Source organism: Comamonas sp. CAH-2, from assembly GCF_009668305.1.
Lineage (GTDB): Bacteria > Pseudomonadota > Gammaproteobacteria > Burkholderiales > Burkholderiaceae_C > Comamonas > Comamonas aquatica.
In genome coordinates, this window is the sequence record NZ_VSWF01000042.1 from 1 (window position 1) to 20,432 (window position 20,432).

Annotated in this window: 24 protein-coding genes; 9 read left to right on the forward strand and 15 right to left on the reverse strand. The window is 63.0% G+C overall.

From position 1 onward, the window contains the following. Positions 1 to 4: 4 nt before the first annotated feature. The 6 genes from FYM52_RS16445 to FYM52_RS16470 all read left to right on the forward strand — a co-directional run bounded on the left by FYM52_RS16445 (position 5) and on the right by FYM52_RS16470 (position 4,328). Positions 5 to 613, forward strand: coding sequence for a DUF2889 domain-containing protein (locus FYM52_RS16445; protein ID WP_154164888.1), 609 nt, complete (start codon positions 5 to 7; stop codon positions 611 to 613). A 26-nt stretch (positions 614 to 639) separates the two neighbouring features. Beyond that, the gene (moaA, locus tag FYM52_RS16450) at positions 640 to 1,776 is read left to right on the forward strand and encodes a GTP 3',8-cyclase MoaA (protein ID WP_154164889.1); all 1,137 of its coding nucleotides are present in this window, start codon (positions 640 to 642) and stop codon (positions 1,774 to 1,776) included. A 13-nt stretch (positions 1,777 to 1,789) separates the two neighbouring features. Further along, entirely contained in the window at positions 1,790 to 2,449 is a 660-nt protein-coding gene (gene mobA / locus FYM52_RS16455; protein ID WP_154164890.1) for a molybdenum cofactor guanylyltransferase MobA, read from the forward strand. A gap of 598 nt (positions 2,450 to 3,047) precedes the next feature. Then, on the forward strand, positions 3,048 to 3,371 hold the full coding sequence (locus FYM52_RS16460) for a thioredoxin family protein (RefSeq protein ID WP_042413398.1): 324 nt from the start codon (positions 3,048 to 3,050) through the stop codon (positions 3,369 to 3,371). Positions 3,372 to 3,534: 163 nt separating this feature from the next. Continuing rightward, positions 3,535 to 3,747 (forward strand): hypothetical protein, encoded by a 213-nt coding sequence (locus tag FYM52_RS16465; protein WP_042413400.1) that lies wholly within the window; start codon positions 3,535 to 3,537, stop codon positions 3,745 to 3,747. Next, positions 3,744 to 4,328: a cell division protein ZapA gene (locus tag FYM52_RS16470; protein ID WP_154164891.1), complete on the forward strand. Its 585-nt coding sequence runs from the start codon at positions 3,744 to 3,746 to the stop codon at positions 4,326 to 4,328. The genes FYM52_RS16465 and FYM52_RS16470 overlap by 4 nt, the downstream gene beginning before the upstream one ends. A 347-nt stretch (positions 4,329 to 4,675) precedes the next feature. On the opposite strand, the gene FYM52_RS16475 is transcribed toward FYM52_RS16470, so the two are convergent. Continuing rightward, positions 4,676 to 5,395 carry a sulfite exporter TauE/SafE family protein gene (locus FYM52_RS16475; RefSeq protein WP_154164892.1) on the reverse strand — a complete coding sequence of 240 codons (720 nt, stop codon included), beginning with the start codon at positions 5,393 to 5,395 and terminating at the stop codon, positions 4,676 to 4,678. A gap of 5 nt (positions 5,396 to 5,400) precedes the next feature. Beyond that, entirely contained in the window at positions 5,401 to 6,780 is a 1,380-nt protein-coding gene (gene hemN, locus FYM52_RS16480; protein ID WP_043382206.1) for an oxygen-independent coproporphyrinogen III oxidase, read from the reverse strand. 204 nt (positions 6,781 to 6,984) lie between these two features. Here hemN and fnr point away from each other — a divergent pair, with 204 nt between their 5' ends. Then, complete coding sequence (gene fnr / locus FYM52_RS16485; RefSeq protein WP_042413406.1) at positions 6,985 to 7,710, forward strand: fumarate/nitrate reduction transcriptional regulator Fnr; 726 nt, start codon at positions 6,985 to 6,987, stop codon at positions 7,708 to 7,710. A gap of 71 nt (positions 7,711 to 7,781) precedes the next feature. Here fnr and FYM52_RS16490 read toward each other — a convergent pair whose 3' ends face one another. From FYM52_RS16490 to FYM52_RS16530, 9 genes are all read right to left on the reverse strand, one after another. Then, positions 7,782 to 8,087, reverse strand: coding sequence for a hypothetical protein (locus FYM52_RS16490; RefSeq protein ID WP_238826248.1), 306 nt, complete (start codon positions 8,085 to 8,087; stop codon positions 7,782 to 7,784). Positions 8,088 to 8,333: 246 nt separating this feature from the next. After that, the gene (locus FYM52_RS16495; protein ID WP_042413412.1) at positions 8,334 to 8,621 is read right to left on the reverse strand and encodes a FixH family protein; all 288 of its coding nucleotides are present in this window, start codon (positions 8,619 to 8,621) and stop codon (positions 8,334 to 8,336) included. 75 nt (positions 8,622 to 8,696) lie between these two features. Further along, positions 8,697 to 10,127 (reverse strand): cytochrome c oxidase accessory protein CcoG, encoded by a 1,431-nt coding sequence (gene ccoG / locus FYM52_RS16500; RefSeq protein ID WP_154164893.1) that lies wholly within the window; start codon positions 10,125 to 10,127, stop codon positions 8,697 to 8,699. Positions 10,128 to 10,198: 71 nt separating this feature from the next. After that, positions 10,199 to 11,113: a cytochrome-c oxidase, cbb3-type subunit III gene (ccoP, locus tag FYM52_RS16505; protein WP_154164894.1), complete on the reverse strand. Its 915-nt coding sequence runs from the start codon at positions 11,111 to 11,113 to the stop codon at positions 10,199 to 10,201. 27 nt (positions 11,114 to 11,140) lie between these two features. Beyond that, positions 11,141 to 11,278, reverse strand: a complete 138-nt coding sequence (locus FYM52_RS16510; RefSeq protein ID WP_081770684.1) for a cbb3-type cytochrome c oxidase subunit 3 — start codon at positions 11,276 to 11,278, stop codon at positions 11,141 to 11,143. Between the two features lie 13 nt (positions 11,279 to 11,291). After that, a complete protein-coding gene (gene ccoO / locus FYM52_RS16515) occupies positions 11,292 to 11,924 on the reverse strand; it encodes a cytochrome-c oxidase, cbb3-type subunit II (RefSeq protein ID WP_043382217.1) in 633 nt (210 codons plus the stop codon). A gap of 16 nt (positions 11,925 to 11,940) precedes the next feature. Continuing rightward, positions 11,941 to 13,380 carry a cytochrome-c oxidase, cbb3-type subunit I gene (gene ccoN, locus FYM52_RS16520; RefSeq protein WP_043382220.1) on the reverse strand — a complete coding sequence of 480 codons (1,440 nt, stop codon included), beginning with the start codon at positions 13,378 to 13,380 and terminating at the stop codon, positions 11,941 to 11,943. 64 nt (positions 13,381 to 13,444) lie between these two features. Further along, entirely contained in the window at positions 13,445 to 13,582 is a 138-nt protein-coding gene (gene ccoS / locus FYM52_RS16525) for a cbb3-type cytochrome oxidase assembly protein CcoS (RefSeq protein WP_042413423.1), read from the reverse strand. Positions 13,583 to 13,594: 12 nt separating this feature from the next. Beyond that, complete coding sequence (locus tag FYM52_RS16530) at positions 13,595 to 16,003, reverse strand: cation-translocating P-type ATPase (protein ID WP_154164895.1); 2,409 nt, start codon at positions 16,001 to 16,003, stop codon at positions 13,595 to 13,597. Between the two features lie 109 nt (positions 16,004 to 16,112). On the opposite strand from FYM52_RS16530, the gene FYM52_RS16535 reads away from it, so the two are divergent. Beyond that, positions 16,113 to 16,556 carry a universal stress protein gene (locus FYM52_RS16535; RefSeq protein WP_154164896.1) on the forward strand — a complete coding sequence of 148 codons (444 nt, stop codon included), beginning with the start codon at positions 16,113 to 16,115 and terminating at the stop codon, positions 16,554 to 16,556. 72 nt (positions 16,557 to 16,628) lie between these two features. Here FYM52_RS16535 and FYM52_RS16540 read toward each other — a convergent pair whose 3' ends face one another. The 4 genes from FYM52_RS16540 to lgt all read right to left on the reverse strand — a co-directional run bounded on the left by FYM52_RS16540 (position 16,629) and on the right by lgt (position 19,722). After that, complete coding sequence (locus FYM52_RS16540) at positions 16,629 to 16,889, reverse strand: hypothetical protein (protein WP_154164897.1); 261 nt, start codon at positions 16,887 to 16,889, stop codon at positions 16,629 to 16,631. 162 nt (positions 16,890 to 17,051) lie between these two features. Further along, positions 17,052 to 17,819, reverse strand: coding sequence for an enoyl-CoA hydratase/isomerase family protein (locus FYM52_RS16545; protein WP_370513865.1), 768 nt, complete (start codon positions 17,817 to 17,819; stop codon positions 17,052 to 17,054). A gap of 14 nt (positions 17,820 to 17,833) precedes the next feature. Further along, positions 17,834 to 18,844, reverse strand: a complete 1,011-nt coding sequence (locus FYM52_RS16550) for a tripartite tricarboxylate transporter substrate binding protein (protein ID WP_162524760.1) — start codon at positions 18,842 to 18,844, stop codon at positions 17,834 to 17,836. A 62-nt stretch (positions 18,845 to 18,906) separates the two neighbouring features. Then, positions 18,907 to 19,722 carry a prolipoprotein diacylglyceryl transferase gene (gene lgt, locus FYM52_RS16555; RefSeq protein WP_179954967.1) on the reverse strand — a complete coding sequence of 272 codons (816 nt, stop codon included), beginning with the start codon at positions 19,720 to 19,722 and terminating at the stop codon, positions 18,907 to 18,909. Positions 19,723 to 19,909: 187 nt separating this feature from the next. Between lgt and bfr the strand changes: the two genes are divergently transcribed. Then, positions 19,910 to 20,386, forward strand: a complete 477-nt coding sequence (gene bfr / locus FYM52_RS16560) for a bacterioferritin (protein ID WP_042413438.1) — start codon at positions 19,910 to 19,912, stop codon at positions 20,384 to 20,386. The last annotated feature ends 46 nt before the right edge of the window (positions 20,387 to 20,432 follow it).

Genomic DNA, 20,432 nt, shown 5'->3' on the forward strand with positions numbered 1-20,432 from the left:
GCCTATGCCCCTTTCCACCCCCACGATTTCACGCACCCCCCAGCACATCCGTCAGGTCCACTACCGCAGCTTCGAGCGCGCGGACGGCCTGTGGGACATCGAAGGCGAGCTGCTGGACACCAAGGCCATCGACCTGCCGCGCCCCAATGGCAGCGGCGTGCGCAAGGCCGGTGACCCCATCCACCACATGCGGATCCGCGTCACCGTGGACACCCAATTGGTGGTGCAGGCCATCGAGGCCTCGCTGGAGGCGCACCCGGTGCAAGGCTGCCCCGGCGCCCTGGCCGGCATGCAGCGCATGGTGGGCTGCAGCATGGCGCGGGGCTGGCGCAAAGCGATTGACACGCAACTGGCCGGCATCGCAGGCTGCACCCACCTGCGCGAGCTGCTGAACAACATGGCGACCGCTGCGTTCCAGAGCATCGTGTCGGCCTTCAGCACCACACCCGACCAGCCCCCGGCCTATCTGGGACGCTGCACGGGCTGGGACTTCCACGGCCCCGCCGTGCTCCAGTACTACCCCCAATTCGCCGGCTGGCGCCTGCCCGAAGGCAAGGGCCCGGCCCTGCCCCCCGTCACGGCTGTTACAAACCCCACAACCCCGCACGGCTGAACACCATCGGGCACAATCGCTGGCCTATGGTAGATCGCGTGATTCCCCTGGTCGAGCAACGGTATGGCCTGCTGCAGGCCCCCCTGAACGCCGCGCCGATTGTCCCCACCGGGCAATTGCAGGATCGGCGCGCGCGGCCGCTGCGCGACCTGCGCATCAGCGTCACCGACCGCTGCAACTTCCGCTGTGCATACTGCATGCCCAAGGAAGTCTTCGGCAAGGACTACGCCTACCTGCCGCACAAGGCCCTGCTGAGCTTTGAGGAGATCACGCGGCTGGCCCGCCTCTTCACCCAGCACGGTGTGCGCAAGCTGCGCCTGACCGGCGGCGAACCCCTGCTGCGCAAGGACCTCGAGCGCCTGATCAGCCAGTTGTCGGGCCTGCGCACACCCGAAGGCCAGGCCCTGGACATCACCCTCACCACCAACGGCTCGCTGCTGCGCCGCAAGGCCCAGTCGCTGAAGGACGCCGGCCTGCAGCGCGTCACGGTCAGCCTGGACGGTCTGGACGACGCCGTGTTCCGCCGCATGAACGATGTGGACTTCCCCGTCTCCGATGTGCTCGATGGCATCGAGGCCGCCCGCACGGCGGGGCTGTCGCACATCAAGGTCAACATGGTGGTCAAGCGCAGCACCAATGTGGACCAGATCCTGCCCATGGCGCGCCACTTCCGCGGCACGGGCGTGACGCTGCGCTTCATCGAATACATGGACGTGGGCGCCACCAACGGCTGGTGCATGGACGACGTGCTGCCCTCGGCCGACGTGGTGCGGCTGATCAATGCCGACATGCCCCTGGTACCGCTGGAACCCACAACCGTCGGCGAGACCGCCCAACGCTGGGGCTACGCCGGGGCCGATGGCCGCCACGACCCCAGCCTGGGCGAGATCGGTGTCATCAGCAGCGTGACCCAGGCCTTTTGCGGCGATTGCAACCGCGCCCGCCTGTCCACCGAGGGCCGCCTGTACCTGTGCCTGTTCGCCAACCAGGGCTGGGACCTGCGCGAGCTGCTGCGCAACGCCTCCGACGATGCCACCATCAGCAATGCGATCGCCCACATCTGGGGCCAGCGCGATGACCGCTATTCGGAACTGCGCGCCAACCTGCCACCCGACACCGCCGCCGGCCGCAAGCGGGTGGAGATGAGCTACATCGGTGGCTGATCAGCAAACCCCCATGGACTCCTGCCTCCCTCACGCCCCAAGCGCCCCGCTGCCTGCCGCTGACATCACCGGCATGGTGCTGGCCGGTGGCCGCGGCAGCCGCATGGGTGGCGTGGACAAGGGCCTGCAAGCCTTTCTCGGCCAGCCCCTGGCGCTGCACGCCCTGCAGCGCCTGCAACCCCAGGTGGGCACGTGCATGCTCAATGCCAACCGCCACCTGGAGGTCTACCAGGGCTTCCACGTGCCGGTGCACCCCGATGTGCTGCCCGACTACGCCGGACCCCTGGCCGGTTTTCTGACCGGCCTGACGCACTGCACCACCCCCTGGCTGCTGACCGTGCCCTGCGACAGCCCGCGCTTTCCGCGCGATCTGGCGGCGCGCATGGCCGCCACCGCCGTGCGCGAGCACGCCCAGATCGTGCTGGCCGCAGGCCCCGAAGCCGGGCGTGACGGGGCGCTGCAGCTGCGCCCCCAGCCCGTGTTCGCCCTGCTGCACCGCAGCCTGCTGCCCAGCCTGCAGGACTTTGTGCAGCAGGGGGGCCGCAAGATCGACGCCTGGACCGCGCAACATGCCCAGGCCCTGTGCCGCTTCGATGCGGCGGGCGACGACGTGCATGCCTTCGCCAACGCCAATACCCAGCAGGAGCTGCGCCTGCTGGAAGACTCGGCCTAAGCCCTGGCACACCGCGCGGGCGATTACTGCCGCCCTGCGCATCCATGCTCCTCCGCCCCCGCCACTAGGACCATGCCGCCTTGCTTAAGGCCTCAATGCACTGAGCACTGAGCACTGAGCACTGAGCACTGAGCACTGAGCACTGAGCACTGAGCACTGAGCACTGAGCACAGGCCGTGGCCAGACAGGACCGGCGCCGTGCGGGCCGCACATGGCTCCCAACGTCGTGCAGGCTTGGCAGCCGGCCTAGCTCGCACTGCTTCGCACGTCTGCCAGGCTTCAACTTCGGCCCCGCTCTCTCATGCATCAAATCGACCTACAACGCAGATGCAGCAAGCACCAACAGCTCTCAAAATTGCAGTAGCCACGAAACAGACCAGCTTTCTTCCTCCGCACTGGCGCACAGCCCTGCACCCTCCGCAAACCGATGCCGCCTGACCGCCGTATGCCAAGCGGCGGGCCGCTGCGATCCCGCCACTGCACCACCTCCAGGCGAATGCGCACCCAGGTGACAAGGACAAGCGCCCACGGTTTGACGGCACCCGCCGCTTGCAGCGACGATGTGCGCTTTGCTGCCCCACCACCCTAGGAGTCCCGCATGCCTTTTGCCACCGCCTTCACCGATCCCGCCCCAGCGCCCGAGGACCTGGCCGACCTGCCAGGCACCGTCGCTGTGGAGTTTGGTGTCGACTGGTGCCCGCACTGCCAGGCCGCCCAGCCGTTTTTGCGCGAGGCGCTGCACGAACGCCGCGACATCACACACATCAAGATCGAAGATGGCCAGGGCCGCAAGCTGGGCCGCCACTTCAAGGTCAAGCTCTGGCCCACCCTGGTCGTGCTGCGCCAGGGTCAAGAAATCGGCCGCGTCACCCGCCCGCAATCGGCCCAGGAAGTCGAAGAACAATTGCCTGTCGCCGTCTGACCGCCCCTGGCCGCCGGGGCCACACAGGCATCTGTCGGACACGCGCAGAACCGCCTGCCCCGGACAATTGACAGCTTGATACAAGCAGGAAGCCCCAGACCGCTGCACTTGCGGTGAATTTGCCATCCACGGCCAAGGGGGCGTCCTACAATTGAGGCCATCCATGACGACACCATCCATTCTTGACCCCGTGGCCGAGCGCATCGAGCTTCTGCTGGAGAAGTACGAAGCGCTGCAACATGCCAACCGCCTGCTGAGCGCAGAGGTCCATGCGCTGCAGCAAGAGCGCGACTCGCTGCGCTCACGCCTGAAGGCGGCGCGCGCCCGGGTGGATGCGTTGATCGAACGCCTGCCTGCGAATCAAGAAGCGCCATGAGCCAGATCGAAATCCAGATCCTGCACCAGGACTACCTGCTCACCTGCCCGGACGGCCAGGAAAACCAGTTGCTGGAAGCCGTGGAACGCGTCGACCAGCAGTTCCAGCACATGCGCAACACCAGCAAGCTGCGCTCGCGCGAACGCGTGGGGGTGTTGCTGGCCGTGAACCTGGCCTACGAAAACCTGGAATTGCGCAAGCAGCTGCAGGCCCTGCAGCAACAGCTGGCTGATATGCAGGAGCTGGGGGAGGCCGGATTGCCCGATATTGCCGAACCCGATCCTTTGCTGCTCACGCTGCAGGCCCAGGCCGAGCACGACGCCCAGCTGGCCGCCCAACTGCTGCACCGGCTGGACACGGCCCTGGCGCCGGCACCCGAGGCCGACGCACCGTCCTACCCCGCACAACTGCAAGTCCAGGCCATGGCCACAGCACCTCAGGTTGCACAGGCTGAAATCGCCTTTCAAACCATCCCGGACAGCCTGCCTGGTGCAGCGACCTTGGATACCACCGCAAGCGCTGCCGATTTAGACAATGACATTCGCGTGGAATTGCCACCCGCCGGTTCACAAGCCCTGTAAAATCACAACCGTCTGCAATCCTCCGGGCTTTATATTGCCTTGAACCAATGCTCTGTGAGCACGGGCTTGATACATTGCCTGGCAAGCGTGATCGTCTCGCGTCAGATGAACCCAATGCTAGGTTGCTCTCGCCCACCTGAACCCCCGGTTCAGGTTGACGGCCCGGCGGCTTTGCAGACACCTTCACCGCCTTGACGCAGGCATCCCCCAAAAAACCAACCACATGCTTGGCCAGGCCGCCTGAATTGGCGCCCGAATAGCTTTGGCATGCTTGGTTGTTCATATGCACAGTGGTCCTGCAACTGCTGCAACTGCTGCAACATGGTGCCGGAGGCGCCGCCTGCCACCTAGCGGCACCACATGGCGGGGGTAAAGATCAGATCCATCCAGAGCGCCCACAGCGACACCGCCACCAGCATCAGACCGGCCACGCGGGTGCCCCACTCTGCCCGCCAGCGGCGCACCCGCCCACTGAGCCAGCGCCACGCGTACGGTGCCAACCACAGCCACAACCCGCCCCCCACGGCAAACGCCACCATGCTGCCAGCCCCTGCCACAGCACCACCACTCAGGGCGGCCACCAGCACGGCGGAATAAAGCAGGCCGCATGGCATCAGCGCCCACGCAATACCCGCCAGCAGCCCCCCGCCGGGCAACGCCAGCACGGGTTGGACCTTGGCCCAGGCCGCACGGCCAGCGCGCTCCAGCCATGCCGGCTGCTGTCCCTGAAACACCATGAGCAAACCCCAGGCCAGAATCAGCAGATGCATCAGCACCCACACCGGGTGCAGCAAGGAGGTACGGTCAGAGAACCAAGCCACCTGCTCCATCGCCAGGGCGGCCACCGCCCCCAGCATGCCGTAACCCAGCAAACGCCCGGTGTGGAATTGCAGGGCCGCCCAGCCAGGCACGCCGCGGGACGACGCCACAGCGGCGCCGGCATGCAGGCGCACGGCATGGGCCTGCCCCTGGATGACGGCATGGCAGGGTGCGGCACACATGGCAAGACAATGGGGCCCACCCACGAGCCCCATGAAAAATGCCGTCCAAAGCAGAGAAAGCGCCATAAGGATCAGATGATCCGCGAAAACCTGGCCCGGTTGCGGTCTGCCTGCAAATAACGGTCAAACACCAGGGCGACGCCGCGCACGAAGAACCACCCCTTCTCGGTCACCTTGATGCAGTCGTCCTGGATTTCCACCAGGCCTTCTTCTTGCTGGCTTTCGAGTGCAGCGATTTCCGCCGCGAAATACTGCGGGAAGTCGATCAGCCATGCGTTGTTGATCGACTCGAACAGCACCTCGCCCTGGCACATGATGGTCATGATCACGGCGCGGCGGATCAAGTCATCGCGCGTCAGCGCCAGACCGCGCACCACGGGCAGGCGTCCCTGGTCCAGCAGGTCGTAATACTCTTCCAGCGTCTTGGCGTTCTGGCTGTAGGTGGCGCCTACGCGGCCGATCGCCGAAACCCCCAGCGCAATCAGATCGCAATCCGGCTGGGTGCTGTAGCCCTGGAAGTTGCGATGCAGTCGCCCCTGGCGCTTGGCCACTGCCAGCGCATCCTCAGGCAAGGCAAAGTGGTCCATGCCCACATACACGTAGCCCGCATCAATGAAACTGGCGATGGCCGCCGAGAGCATGTTCACCTTGTCTGGCGCAGGTGGCAAGTCCTGCTGCAGGATGCGGCGCTGGGCCTTGAAACGCTCGGGCAAGTGGGCGTACGCATACAAGGCAATGCGATCCGGGCGCAGCTGTGCCACCTGTTGCAGCGTGCGCGCAAACGATTGCGCGTTCTGCTTGGGCAGGCCATAAATCAGGTCCACATTGATGGACTGGAATCCCAATTCGCGCGCAGCGGCCACCAGATCGAACACCTGCTCGGCGGGCTGCTCGCGGTGCACGGCCTTTTGCACATCGGGATCGAAGTCCTGCACGCCGAAACTCAGGCGGTTGAAGCCAACTTCCTTGAGCACAGCCAGGCGCTCGCGCGTCACCGTGCGCGGGTCCACCTCGATGGAATACTCGCCAGCAGGATCAAAGGCGAAACGCTCGCGCAGCATCTGCCACAGCTCACGCAGCTCGTCATCGGACAGGAACGTGGGCGTTCCTCCGCCGACATGGAACTGGCTGACCACCTGCCCCCGCCCGCAGTGCTGCAGGTGCAGATCGACCTCGCGCTCCAGATAGCGCATGTACGTGGCAGCACGCTCATGGTGCTTGGTCACGATCTTGTTGCACGCGCAGTAATAGCACAGCGATTCGCAAAACGGGATGTGCACATACAGCGACATCGGCTGCTTGGCAGCCGCAGCGACTTTGCGTTGCTTCAGAGCCAAGATATAGTCGCTATCACCAAACGCTTCCACAAACCTGTCTGCTGTGGGGTAAGAGGTATAGCGTGGACCAGGTACGTCGTAACGACGCAGGAGTTCGGGTGTGACGACAGTCATGAATCTTTTTTCCTTGATTGTTAGACTGTGCACCAATGGCCCGCAACCATCCTTGACGTGAATCAAGAGGTCTGCGATCAAGCAATGCCACAATTTTGACAAGCATCATTCACCGCAATCCCAGTTGTAACAGCTTCTTTTTTACCGACCTTTAACGCACCGCGTGACCCGCAAGAATGCCTGCACCACGCCGCGTCCGAGTACATGACCCCTCCAACCATCAAAGTCACCTGTTCCAACTGCAACCTGCGCGAGCTGTGCATGCCTGTGGGGCTGAGTGAGCAGCAGTTGCAGCGCATCGACGAAATTGTGGCCACCCGCCGCAAGGTCAAGCGCGGCGGCACCCTGTTCCGCAACGGGGAGCCCTTCACATCGCTGTATGCCATCCGCACAGGCTTTTTCAAGACCTGCGTGGCTACCGAAGATGGTCGCGACCAGGTGACAGGCTTCCAGATGGCCGGCGAGATCATTGGCCTGGATGGCATCGTGCATGACCACCACACCTGCGATGCGGTGGCCCTGGAAGATGCCGAAGTGTGCGTGATGCCGTTTGACGGGCTGGAGGAGGTGTCGCGCGAAGTGACGGCCCTGCAGACCCACGTGCACAAGGTCATGAGCCGCGAAATCGTGCGCGAGCACGGTGTGATGCTGCTGCTGGGCAGCATGCGCGCCGAAGAACGCCTGGCGGCCTTCATCCTAAATCTGGTGCAGCGCCTGCACGCACGCGGCTTCTCGTCGTCGGAACTGGTGCTGCGCATGACGCGCGAAGAGATCGGCAGCTACCTGGGCCTGAAGCTGGAGACGGTCAGCCGCACTTTCTCGAAGTTCGTCGAAGAAGGCATGGTGGAAGTCAAACAGCGCCACGTGCGCATTCTGGATACTGCCGCGCTGCAACGCTTGGTCAACAGCCACCAGGACTGCAACAAGTAACCACCTGCCGCTGCCTCAGCGCAGGTACACGAAAAAAGGCCTCTCTGGATTTGCAGGGAGGCCTTTTTACTTCACGCGTTGTTGGGATAGCAGGCTTGCAGCCGCTCGGGATCACCAAGCCCGGCCGACGGCGCCTGGGCTTGGGCATTGACCGCGGCGCTGGGCAGGGCCAGCACCATGGTCATCCAGCCGGCCACGGCGAAGACCGCCCAGAACGCAAAGAATGCCAGGGTGTAGATGGCCGTGCGCGACAACTCCACCGCCTGCCCCATCCACAGCATGTCGTGCGGGTCAAACGCCGCGAAAACCAGCATCTCCATCACGCCGGCCGCCACAAAGGCCGGCCAGCCAATCCACATCCAGCGTCGTGTCCACATAAAAGCACTCCTTCGCAAGGGGTTGTGCATAAATTGTGTCCACAGGCACTGCACCCTGGTTGTGGGACAAACACTGAATAAAAAAACATAGCTGCCAGCGCTTGATTCCATTGAATTTCAAATAATTTTCTATTTGAAACCTACTGATTACATGCGCCAGCAGCTATGTTTTAAGCCAATCCCCTCTGCGCGGTCATGCCCCCCGTGCTGCCGAGAACAGCACAAACGGCCTGTCAGCACGCCGCATCACTTGGGTGCCAGGTTGGGCAAATCGTCCGCAGGGGTGGCGGCATGGTTGCGCACCGCGTGCGCAGGCGCATGGCTTTTGTCCGGGTTGCGCAATTGCTCGTTGATGTTCACGCCCTTCTGGTAATAGTCGGGGTCCACAACCGGGTCCGCGCCACGCGTGGCAATGACCAAGGTGACAATGCCCGCCACCACCACAATGGCAGGACCTGCCAGCACCAGCCACACATGGCCGAATTTCCACCAGGGAGCGGTCGAGACTTCGGGCTTCATTTCAGCTTGAGACATCCTAGACTTTCTGAGAGATAAACACACATTGCGCACAATGCCCAACGGCAGCGTGCGCCAGACCAGCAATCACCATCAACGCGGCACCACGAACACCGATTTTTCGGACACACGACCCTCGCCGCTGCGCGCATCGATATCGAACACGATGTGGTGCGAACCGGGCTCCGCCACCCCGTAGGGGATCTGCACCCGCACGGCCACGCCGCGCGTCTGGGCGGGCAGCACTTCAACCTCGCCCCCCTCGACCAGTTCGATCCCGTTGAGCCCATGCACCTGCACATGGTAGGTCTGGGTGGCCTCGGTGGCGTTCATGACCTGCAGCCGATAGACATTCTCGAGCTTGCCACCGGCCACGATCCGGGCCAGCGAGGCTCGGTCACGGATCACGTCCACCTTCAACGGCTCGCGCAGCGCCATGCTCACCACCATCGCCACCGACAGGCCGACCAGAACCGCACCGTAAATCAGCACCCGAGGACGGGCGATGCGCCGCAGGATCTGGGAGCGTGGCCAGCGCTGGGTAACGGCGTTTTGCGTCGTCAAGCGGATCAGGCCCCGCGGGTAATGCATGTTGTCCATCACGTTGTTGCACGCATCGATGCACAAGCCACAGCCGATGCACTCGTACTGCAGGCCGTTGCGGATGTCGATGCCCACCGGGCAGACCTGGACACAGAGCTTGCAGTCGATGCAGTCGCCCAGTCCCTGGGACTTGTAATCCGCATCCTTCTTGCGCGGACCGCGCGCTTCACCGCGCACGGTGTCATAGCTGACCACCAGCGTGTCCTTGTCAAACATCGCGCTCTGGAAGCGCGCGTAGGGACACATGTACTTGCAGACCTGCTCGCGCATGTAGCCGGCATTGCCATAGGTGGCAAAACCGTAGAACAGCACCCAGAAAATCTGCCAGCCACCTTGCAGGGCCAGCAGCTCGCTGCCCAGCTCGCGGATGGGCACAAAGTAGCCCACAAAGGTGAAGCCGGTCCACAAGGCAAACGCCACCCACAGCAATTGCTTGAGCGATTTTTTCCAAACCTTCTCCCAGGTCCAGCCGGCCTGGTCGAGACGGATGCGCGCACTGCGGTCACCTTCGACCTTGTGCTCGATCCACATGAAGATTTCCGTGTACACCGTCTGCGGGCAGGTGAAGCCGCACCACAGGCGCCCGGCCACGGCCGTGAACAGGAACAGGGCCAGTGCACTGATGATCAGCAGCCCCGTGAGGTAGATGAAGTCCTGCGGGTACAGCACGTAGCCGAACAGGTAAAAGCGCCGCGCGCCCAGATCGAACAGCACCATCTGGCGCTGCCCCCAATCCAGCCAGGGCAGGCCGTAGAACAGCAGCTGCGTGGCCCACACCATCAGCCAGCGCCAGCGCATGAAGGTCCCGCTGATGGAGCGCGGATAGATTTTCTTATGCGCTTCGTAAAACGAGACAGATTTTTCCTGGCTTTCCGCTTTGATAGGAATGACTTTTTGCGGTTTCTTTTGCTCGGAACTCATGAATTACGCTCCCCTAATCGCACCAAATAAAAAGGCGGCACACAGTGCCGCCTTTTGGATCGCCACAACGATCAGTTAGCCGCTGCGGGCTTGTGTGACAAACCCCAGACATAGGCGGTCAGAACGTCGATCTGGGCAGGGGTCAGCTTCTTGTCCTGCGCAGGCATTTCGTTCATCTTGCCATTGTTGATCATGTCCACAATCGCCTGTTCGCCCCAACCGTGAAGCCAGATGTCATCGGTCAGGTTAGGCGCGCCGAGCATGGTGTTGCCCTTGCCGTCCATGCCGTGGCAGGCTGCGCAAGCGGTGAACTTGGACTTGCCCAGCGAAGCCTTCAGCGAGTCATGGGGGCTGCCGGACAGGCTCAGAACATAGTGGGCCAGGTTGCGCACATCGTCGGGAGAACCCACGGCTTCGGCCTGGGGAGGCATCATGCCGATACGACCCTGGGTGATGGTTTGCTTGATGTTCTCAGGCGCGCCACCGTGCAGCCAATCGTTGTCGGCCAGGTTCGGGAAGCTCTTGCTGCCGCGGGCATCGGAGCCGTGGCATTGCGCGCAGTTGTTCATGAACAAACGCTCGCCGATGGCCATGGCCTGGCTGTCCTTGGACACATCTTCCGTGCTCATGGCCGTGAAGCGTGCATACAGCGGCTCCAGCTCGGCCTTGGCTTTTTCCACCTCGGCTTCGTAGGCACCCACTTGGCTCCATTGCAGCTTGCCGGCATAAGTACCCAGACCAGGATAAGCCGTCAGGTACAGCAGACCAAAGATGATGGTGATCACGAACATCCAGACCCACCAGCGTGGCATGGGGTTGTTCAGTTCACGCAGGTCTTCGTCCCAGACGTGGCCGGTGGTGTTTTCCTCATCGGAAACCACCTTCTTGCGGGCGGTAATGACCAGGAGCACCAAGCAGCCGACGATGCCGGCTAAGGTAATGCCTGCGACATAGACCGACCAGAAATTGTTTATGAAATCGCTCATGGGATGTTCTCGTTCTGGTGGAGAGAATCAGTCTTGTTGGAAAGGCAGCTGCGCCGCCTCATCAAAGCGGGCCTGGTTACGGCGGGCATACGCCCACCACCAGATGCCTAGGAAACACGCCAGCGATGCCAACGTCGCAACAATGCGCATGGTGGTGATATCCATAACCCGCTCCTTCTTACTTCAGCGCAGTGCCCAGACCCTGCAGGTAAGCAATCAATGCTTCCATTTCGGTCTTGCCCTTGATCTGCTCCGCTGCACCGGCGATTTGCTCGTCGGTATAGGGAACACCCACTGTCCGCAGCGCAGACATGCGCTGGGCCACCACGGTGTGATCCACCAGGTTCTTTTGCAGCCATGGGTACTCGGGCATGTTGGACTCAGGCACCAGATCACGAGGGTTGTTCAAGTGGATACGGTGCCATTCATCGCTGTACTTGCCGCCCACGCGGTGCAGGTCAGGACCGGTACGCTTGGAGCCCCACTGGAAGGGGTGGTCGTACACGAACTCACCCGCCACCGAGTAGTGGCCGTAGCGCATGGTTTCTGCGCGGAAAGGACGGATCATCTGGGAGTGGCAGTTGTAGCAACCCTCACGCAGATAGACGTCGCGCCCCATCAGTTGCAGTGGAGGGTAGGGCTCCACGCCCTGCACCGCCTCGGTCGTCGACTTTTGGAAAAACAGGGGAACGATTTCCACCAGCCCCCCCACCGCCACCACCAGCAAGATCAAGACGATCATCAAGAAATTGCTGGTTTCCACTTTCTCGTGGGTGAAGCCACCAGAGGCCTTGTTGTTGTTTGCAGACATTTCAGACTCCTAGTACTCAGGCGTGGGCAGGATGCACTGCAGGCACAGCCACCTTCACGGCGCGGCCAGACGCAGCGGTCTTCAACACGTTCCAGGCCATGATCAACATGCCGACCAAGTACAGAAGGCCACCGATCGTACGAATCACATAGAAGGGATACGTCGCCTTCACGCTTTCCACAAAGGTATAGGTCAAAGTACCGTCAGGATTCACAGCGCGCCACATCAGGCCCTGCATCACACCGGCAATCCACATCGCAGCGATGTACAGCACGATGCCGATGGTGGCCATCCAGAAGTGCAGCTCGATCGCCGACTTGGAGTGCATTTCCTTCTTGCCGAACAGGCGAGGAATCAGGTAGTACAGCGAACCCATGGTGATCAGACCCACCCAGCCTAGAGCGCCGGAATGCACGTGGCCCACGGTCCAGTCGGTGTAGTGGCTCAGCGCGTTCACGGTCTTGATGGACATCATCGGACCTTCGAAGGTGGACATGCCGTAGAACGACAGGGACACGATCAGGAAACGCAGCACGGGGTCATCACGCAGTTTGTGCCAGGCGCCGGACAGGGTCATGATGCCGTTGATCATGCCGCCCCACGACGGTGCCAGCAGAATCAGCGAGAACACCATGCCGACCGACTGCGTCCAGTTGGGCAGTGCCGTGAAGTGCAGGTGGTGAGGACCCGCCCACATGTAGGTGAAGATCAGTGCCCAGAAGTGCACGATCGACAGGCGGTAGGAGTACACCGGACGGCCCGCCTGCTTGGGGATGAAGTAGTACATCATGCCCAGGAAGCCTGCGGTCAGGAAGAAGCCCACCGCATTGTGGCCGTACCACCACTGGATCATGGCATCTTGCACGCCAGCGTAGGCCGAGTAGCTCTTCATCAGGCCAGCAGGCACAGCGGCGCTGTTGACCACGTGCAGCAGTGCCACCGCGATGATGAAGGCGCCGAAGAACCAGTTGGCCACGTAGATGTGCTTGACCTTGCGCGTACCGATCGTTCCGAAGAACACAATCGCGTAGGACACCCACACCAGGGTGATCAGGATGTCGATGGGCCATTCCAGCTCAGCGTATTCCTTGCCCGAGGTAAAACCGAGCGGCAGAGAAACGGCTGCAGCCACGATCACCAGCTGCCAACCCCAGAAGGTGAAGGCTGCCAGCTTGGGCAGGAACAATGTGGTTTGGCAGGTACGCTGCACCACGTAGTAGCTCGTTGCGAACAAGGCGCATCCGCCGAACGCAAAAATCACCGCGTTTGTATGCAATGGACGCAGACGCCCAAAGCTAAGCCAAGAAATTCCGAAGTTGAGTTCGGGCCAAGCCAATTGGGCGGCGATAAAAACGCCGACCAACATGCCTACTACCCCCCACACGACGGCCATGATTGAAAACTGTCGCACTACGGTGTCGTTGTAGTGTGCAGCACTGGTTTTTAGAGAATCCATCGGGCACCTCTTAATATGCAGTCGAAAGTGTTCACTGTTATGGTCTGGGTGTTGTTGACAAACATCAATCGTCTCGAAGAATGCGTTCTGCCTCCTGCTCGACGCTCTCAAACTGCCCGCGGTAAATCGCCCACCACAACCCCCCAGCGATCAGCAGCACCAGCACCACGGACAACGGAATCAGCAAATACAGAATTTCCATGAAAACACCCGCCTAGGCCGTGGCCGGCATTGAGGGAGAAACCGGCGACCCCTGCGGCGCAGCCGGCTGCAACGGCACAGGCTTGGCCAGGCGCGCGGCATTCAGCACCACCAGCAACGAGCTCAATGCCATGCCCAGGCCCGCAAGCCATGCGGGCATCCATCCCACCATGGCCAGCGGGATCGACAGTGCGTTGTACAAGGCCGAACCCAGCAGATTCTGGCGCACGACGCGCAGCGTCTTGCGCGCCAGCAAGACCGCCTGCCACACCAGCTCCAGGTTGTCGCTCAACACCACAAAGTCCGAGCGCGCCTGCGCCAAAGGTACGGCACGCCCAAAAGCGAACGACACATTGGCCCCCGCCAGCACCGGGCCGTCGTTCAGGCCGTCTCCCACCATCGCAATATGCCGCCCATCCTCTTGCATTGCGCGGATATGTGCAAGCTTGGACTGTGGCGAGCACTCCGCCACAAAATCGCCAATCCCCACCTCCTGCGCGATCCGGGCCACAGCCTGCGGCCCATCGCCGGACAGCAGTTGCACATGTAGGCCACTGCGCTGCATCGCGGCGACGACAACTGCTGCTTCTGCGCGCAGGCCTTCGCTCAGCTCAAAGACAGCGAGCGGCGTCAATAAGGGTGACTGTGCCTCTTGTGCCAGATAGACAGCCTGCCCGGCCTGCACCACCCCGGGAGCGCCGGCATAGGCGTGCGAGCCCAGGCGCACCCACACCGCAGGCTGCGCGGCACCGGCGGGCTGCACACAGGCACGCAAGCCCTGCCCTGCCAGCTCTTCCACCTCCAGCACCTGCCACTTGTGCGCCCATGCCTGGCCAAAACTGACCACGGCCCGGGAGACGGGGTGGCGCGATTGCTGCGCCACCGCGGCCGCCAGGCCCTGCAAAGCACGCTCATCGCCCGCGCCCCCCACCGCCATGCGCGCCACCTGCAGGCCATCGCGCGTCAACGTGCCCGTCTTGTCGAACACCAAGGTATCGGCCGTCGCCAGCGCTTCAATCCCCTGGAGGTTGCGCACCAGAATCCCATTGCGCGCCAGGGTCCCCGCTGCCGTGAGCATGGCCACGGGCGTCGCCAGCGAGAGGGCGCAGGGGCAAGTCACGATCAGCACAGCCGCTGCGATCATCAGCGCATGCCCCGGATCGGTGGGCCACCAGTAGACGGCAGACAGCAAGGCCAAGCCCAGGACCACCACCAGGAACGGGCCAGCCACCTTGTCGGCCAGTTGCGCCAAGCGCGGCTTTTGCGTGGAGGCGCTTTCCATCAACTCGACAATTTGGGCAAACTTGGTCTGCGCCCCGACGCGGTCCACGCGCAACTCGACCGGTGCAGTCAGGTTGTAGCTCCCGGCAATCACACGCTCGCCCTCGGCGCGCGACACGGGCCGCGACTCCCCGGTCAGCAAGGCCTCATCCGCCTGGGTGCGCCCCCGCACAATGACGCCGTCCACGGGAAAGGCCTCGCCCGGCAGAATGCGCAGCACATCCCCCCCGGCAATCAGGCGCAGCGCCACGCGCTCAAAACGGCCATCGGCCTGGCGCTTCTCCACACTGTCCGGCAAACGGTTCAGTACCGCATCCAAGGCCCCGGCGGTGCGGTCACGCAGGCGCACTTCCAGCCAACGCCCGGCCAGCAAAAAGCTGACGAACATGGTCAGGGAGTCGTAGAACACCTCTTGGCCAAAAATCCCTTCCGGCGCAAAGGTCCCGATCGTGCTGACGATGAACGTGATGATCATGCCCAGCGCCACGGGCAAATCCATGCTCACGCGCCGCCGACGCAGGTCCCGCCAGGCACCGCTGAAGAAGGGCCCACAGGCAAAAATCAGCATGGGAATGCAAATCACCCAGGAAGCCCAGCGCAGCAGACGCTCGAACTCCATCAGCAAATCGCCGGGCTGGGCGTCGTAGGCCGGCCATGCGTACATCATGACCTGCATCATGCAAAAGGTGGCCAGCAACCAGCGCCACAAGGCCTTGCGGTGCTGTGCCAGACGGATCTCGCGCGCCACCGCATCACGGGCAGGAAAAGCCTTGTACCCCGCCTTCTGCACCGCGGCCATCCATTGCGAAGGCAGCACCAAGGCTGGGCGCCACACCACGCGGGCACGCTTGGCGGCGGCGCTCACTTCGGCACGTTCCACGCCCGGCACGGCCCGCAGGGCATCTTCGATGGTCAGCGCGCAGGTCGCGCAGTACATGCCATCCAGGGCGATGTGCGAATCCCAGACCTCCACATCCTGCGGCACGTAGGACTGGCCCGGCACAACTGCCAGCGGCTTGCCAAAGCTGTCCCATTCCGCTGGATCGTCCAGCAAATGGAGTTCACCGGCAACAGCAGGAAAGTCGCGACTGGGCGCCGTTTCTTCCGGTTCGGAAGCTGGCCGAGGATGCTCTTGGGACATGGTGCGAGAGTATCCATGAACACCCTTACACACATTGACTTACATCAAGACCCAACCTGTGGCAAAAACTATGCTGGAAACTATCCACACGACAACTTGGAGATAAGCAATGTACGAACGCATTCTGGTCGCAACCGATGGCTCCCCCCTGTCCGACAAGGCGGTCAGCCACGCCCTGTCCATCGCCAAGATGAACCAAGCCACCCTCATCGCCCTCAAGGTGGTGCCGCGCTATCCCCGCAGCTACCTGGAAGGTGGCGCCACTGTGGACCCCTCGGAAATCAAGCGCATCGAAGCGCAATGGACCGAGCAGGCCCAGGCTGTGCTGAACAAGATCAAAACCGACGGCAAGGCGATTGGCGTCACCGTCAAGACCAGCGTGGCCAAATCCGACCTGATTGCAGAATCCATCATCTCGGCCGCCACCAAGCAAAATGCCGATTTGATCGTCATGGCTTCGCATGGCCGCAAAGGCCTCAAGCGCTTGCTGCTGGGCAGCGAAACACAGCACGTGCTCACCCACTCCGAAGTGCCAGTGCTGGTGTTGCGCTGAGCCGCGGCCCCTGTGCCACCCACAAAAAGGGATCCCCAGGGATCCCTTTTTGTGGGTCCATGCGGCCTGCGTTCAGGTCCCAGTTGCCCTAACGAAGTGCGCCGCACGGTCCAGCAAGGTCCCGGCACCATCCGCCCCACAGGTGTAGACGGCACGGCAGCCCTGCAAGAACGCGAGCTTGGACATCCAGCCAAACACCTCGGGCGGACAGACCACCACCGCAGGCGAGGTCTGTGCCAGCGCATCGCGCACCTCCTCCTGCCGCAACACCTCGGGACCATCAATCGCGTGCAAGCCCGCATGCCGCGCAGCCGCGTGGACCACGGCACGCATGGTCGGTGACGGCAGCATCACCCACACCGCCGCGCCAGGGACATCTGCAAACTGCGCCAGCAACCGCCCTATGGGCACCTCCCACGCCGTTGACAGGCCAGATTCCGAACCATTCCGCATCAGTTCAAGCGCTTTCCGGGTCTTACGCCAACAGACCCTGGCCTAACCAAAATTCGGCACCCGCTTGGCCAGGAAAGCGGTGATGCCTTCCTGGTGCTCGGCGCTTGCGGCGTACGCATAGGGTGACGGCACGACTTCACCACGCACCAGGCTGCGCAGGGTCTGCTTGTTCAATCGCGCTGCCTGGGGGGCCAGGCTGGCAATACGCTGGGCCGTGCGCTGCACCAGCTGCGGCAGTTGTGCCGCCGGGACTGGTGGCGCCATAAAACCCACAGCGGCCACCTCGTGTGCGTTCAACACCGCCGCCTCCAGCAGCATGCGCCTGGCCGTGTGCATGCCCAGGGCCGCCGACACCAGCTGTGCCTCCTTGGGCGCCATGGGGAAGCCCAGCTTGGCGATCGGTGCCCCGAATTTCGCGTTGTCGGCGGCCAGGCGTACATCGCAGCAGCTGGCAATCTCCACCCCGGCGCCCATGCAGGCCCCGGCAATGCTGGCCACGATGGGCACATCACACGCCAGCATCGCCTGCAAACCGCCCCAGACCTCCTCTTCGTGGAAGGCCTCCAGCTGCACCGGATCGAACCGGAATGCCGGATATTCGGAAATGTCCCCGCCGGCGCAGAAGGTCTCACCCGCGCCCTGCACCACGACACAGCGCACCCGCGGGTCGTGCTGCAGTTGCTCAAAGACTGCGCGCAGCTGGCGCCACATCGCGCGTGTCATCGCATTGAGCTTGCCTGGATGGCTGATCTCAACCTGCCAGATCCCGGTGCTGTTGCCCGCTGCATCCTGCAGCGGCTGTGCCTGAATATGCCCCACGGTGTTCAGCCCTCTTCCGGATTTTTTTGCAAAATATTCTGCAGTCCTAAGGCCTTCATGCGCTGGGCCCACTCCAGGGTCTGCTCCTTGACCATGGATTCAAAAGCCTCGCCGTACAGCCCGCCCCAGCCAATGCCCAGATCGGCCAAGCTCGACTTCAGTTGCGGATCGGCGCCCAGCTGCCGCAGCACGTCCACAATCGCGGCCGCGCGGCTGTCCGGCAGTTGCTTGGGCGCGAAAAGGCCATACCAGGCCACACGGTCCATGGCATGCACCCCCAATTCAGTCGCGCAGGGCACATCGGGCAGGGAGGCGACCCGTTCATTGCCCGACACCATCAAGGCCTTCAAACGGCCGCTGCGCACATGCGGCAGGCAGGACACCACGCCATCGATCATCATGTCCACCGAGCCGGCCAGCAAATCCTGCAAGGCAGGTCCGGCCCCTCGGAAATGCACGAACTTGAAACGCAAGGCCTCCTGCTGGCGCAAGATTTCGGCATAGACATGGCTGGAAGAGCCCTGGCCGGCCGAAGCCATGCGGTAGTACATCGGCTTGCGCCCCAGGTCCGACAGCCACTCCATCGCGGTCCGCGAACGCATGCGACCCGGATTGACCAGCAGCACTAGGGGGACGCGTGCCACCAGCGCCAGCGGGCGCAGATCCTCCACCAGGTCGAAGTCATCGTCAGCCGCCAAGGCGCGGGCCACGGCCAGGTTGCTGCCCCCCATCAGCAGGTGCTTGCCATCCGGCGGTGCACTGGCGGCATATGCCGCCCCTTGCACCCCTGCGGCGCCGCTTTGGTACTGCAGGCGCAAGCTCTGCTGGGTGTGTTGCTGAAAGGGTTTGACCAGTTGCTTGGCCAGCAAGGCCGTGGTGCCGCCGGCAGGGAAGGGAACCACCAGGGTCACCGGGTCCGTCGGCCAGGCCCCCGGGCCTTTGCGCGCCACGGCGGCCGTCTGTGCCCAGGGCTCGCGCACGGACGGCCATGCCGCCAGGGCTGCCGTCCACTGCAAACACGTACGCCTGTCTGGCAAACCGGACTCTCTTTCTGCAGGTTAATCGACCGCGCGCAGGTTCATGCCTGGGGCTTGCGCTGTGCAGCCCAGGCCCACAGGATTGCGCCCCCCAGCACCATGGGCACGCACAGCCACTGCCCCATGCTCATGCCCAGGGACAGAATGCCCAGGTAGGCATCGGGCTCTCGGAAATATTCGGCAATGAAACGGAAGGCGCCGTAGCCCATCAGGAACACCGCGGCCACCTGGCCGGGCTTGCGCTCTTTCTGCGCGTACAGCCACAGCAGCACAAACAGCAGCAAGCCTTCCAGCAGGAACTGGTAGATCTGCGAGGGGTGGCGCGGCAGCATGGAGCCGCTTTGCGGAAACACCATCGCCCAGGGCAGCTCGGGGCTGGCAAAGCGCCCCCAGAGCTCTCCATTGATGAAATTGCCGATCCGCCCGGCCGCCAGGCCCGTGGGCACACACGGCGCCACGAAGTCGGCCACCTGCAGCCAGGAGCGCTTGCGCTGGTAGGCGAACCACAGCATGGCGGCAATCACGCCCAGCAGGCCGCCATGGAAGCTCATGCCGCCTTCCCAGACCGCGAAGACTTCCAGCGGATGGCTGAGGTAGTAAGCAGGCTTGTAGAACAGGCAATACCCCAGGCGCCCCCCGATGATGACGCCCACCACCCCCTGAAACAGCAAGTCCTCCACGTCCCGGCGTGTCCAGGCGGTGGGCCCTTGCATGCGGTTGAACGGCGGGTGCTGCAGACGGCGCACGCCCAGCCAGAGAAACAATCCGAACGCGGCCAGGTACGTCAGGCCATACCAGTGGATGGCAACCGGACCCAATTGCAGGGCCACGGGATCAATCTGTGGGTACATCAACATGCCATGCATTGTGCCGCAGGCAGAGACCACCAAAAGACGCAGAGGCGGCAGTCGGCACCATCGCGAATGATTCTGCGTTTCGCATGCATGCAATCCGCTACAGCGGGGGATTAGCGTCCGGCCATTTGGCAGCCGGTGGGCTTGCCGCCATACTGCGGCCATCGCTCACTTTTGAAGAACAAGAACCATGCAAGGCCATCCCGACGTCATCTCCTGCCTCAACGCGCTGCTGCGCGGCGAACTGGCAGCCCGCGACCAGTACTTCATCCATTCGCGCCAGTACGAAGACCAGGGCTTCATGCGCCTGTACGAACGCATCCACCACGAAATGGAAGAGGAAACCGTCCACGCCGATGTCATCCTGCGCCGCATCCTGTTCCTCGGCGGCAAGCCCGACATGCGCCCCCATGCCTTCGAGCCCGGTGACACGGTAGAAGCCATGCTGCGCAAGGATCTGGCCGTGGAATACCAGGTGCGCGACAACCTGCGCGCCGCCATGGTGCTGTGCGAGCAGCACCACGACTTCCAGACACGCGACCTGCTGCTGGCCCAGCTCAAGGACACCGAGGAAGACCACGCCTACTGGCTGGAAAAGCAGCTGGGCCTGATCGACAAGATCGGCCTGCCCAACTACCTGCAGGCCCAGATGGGCGCCGCCGCCTGACGGCCGGCCCCTCGCTCTTTCGCATCGGCGCCCCTTGTGGGCGCCT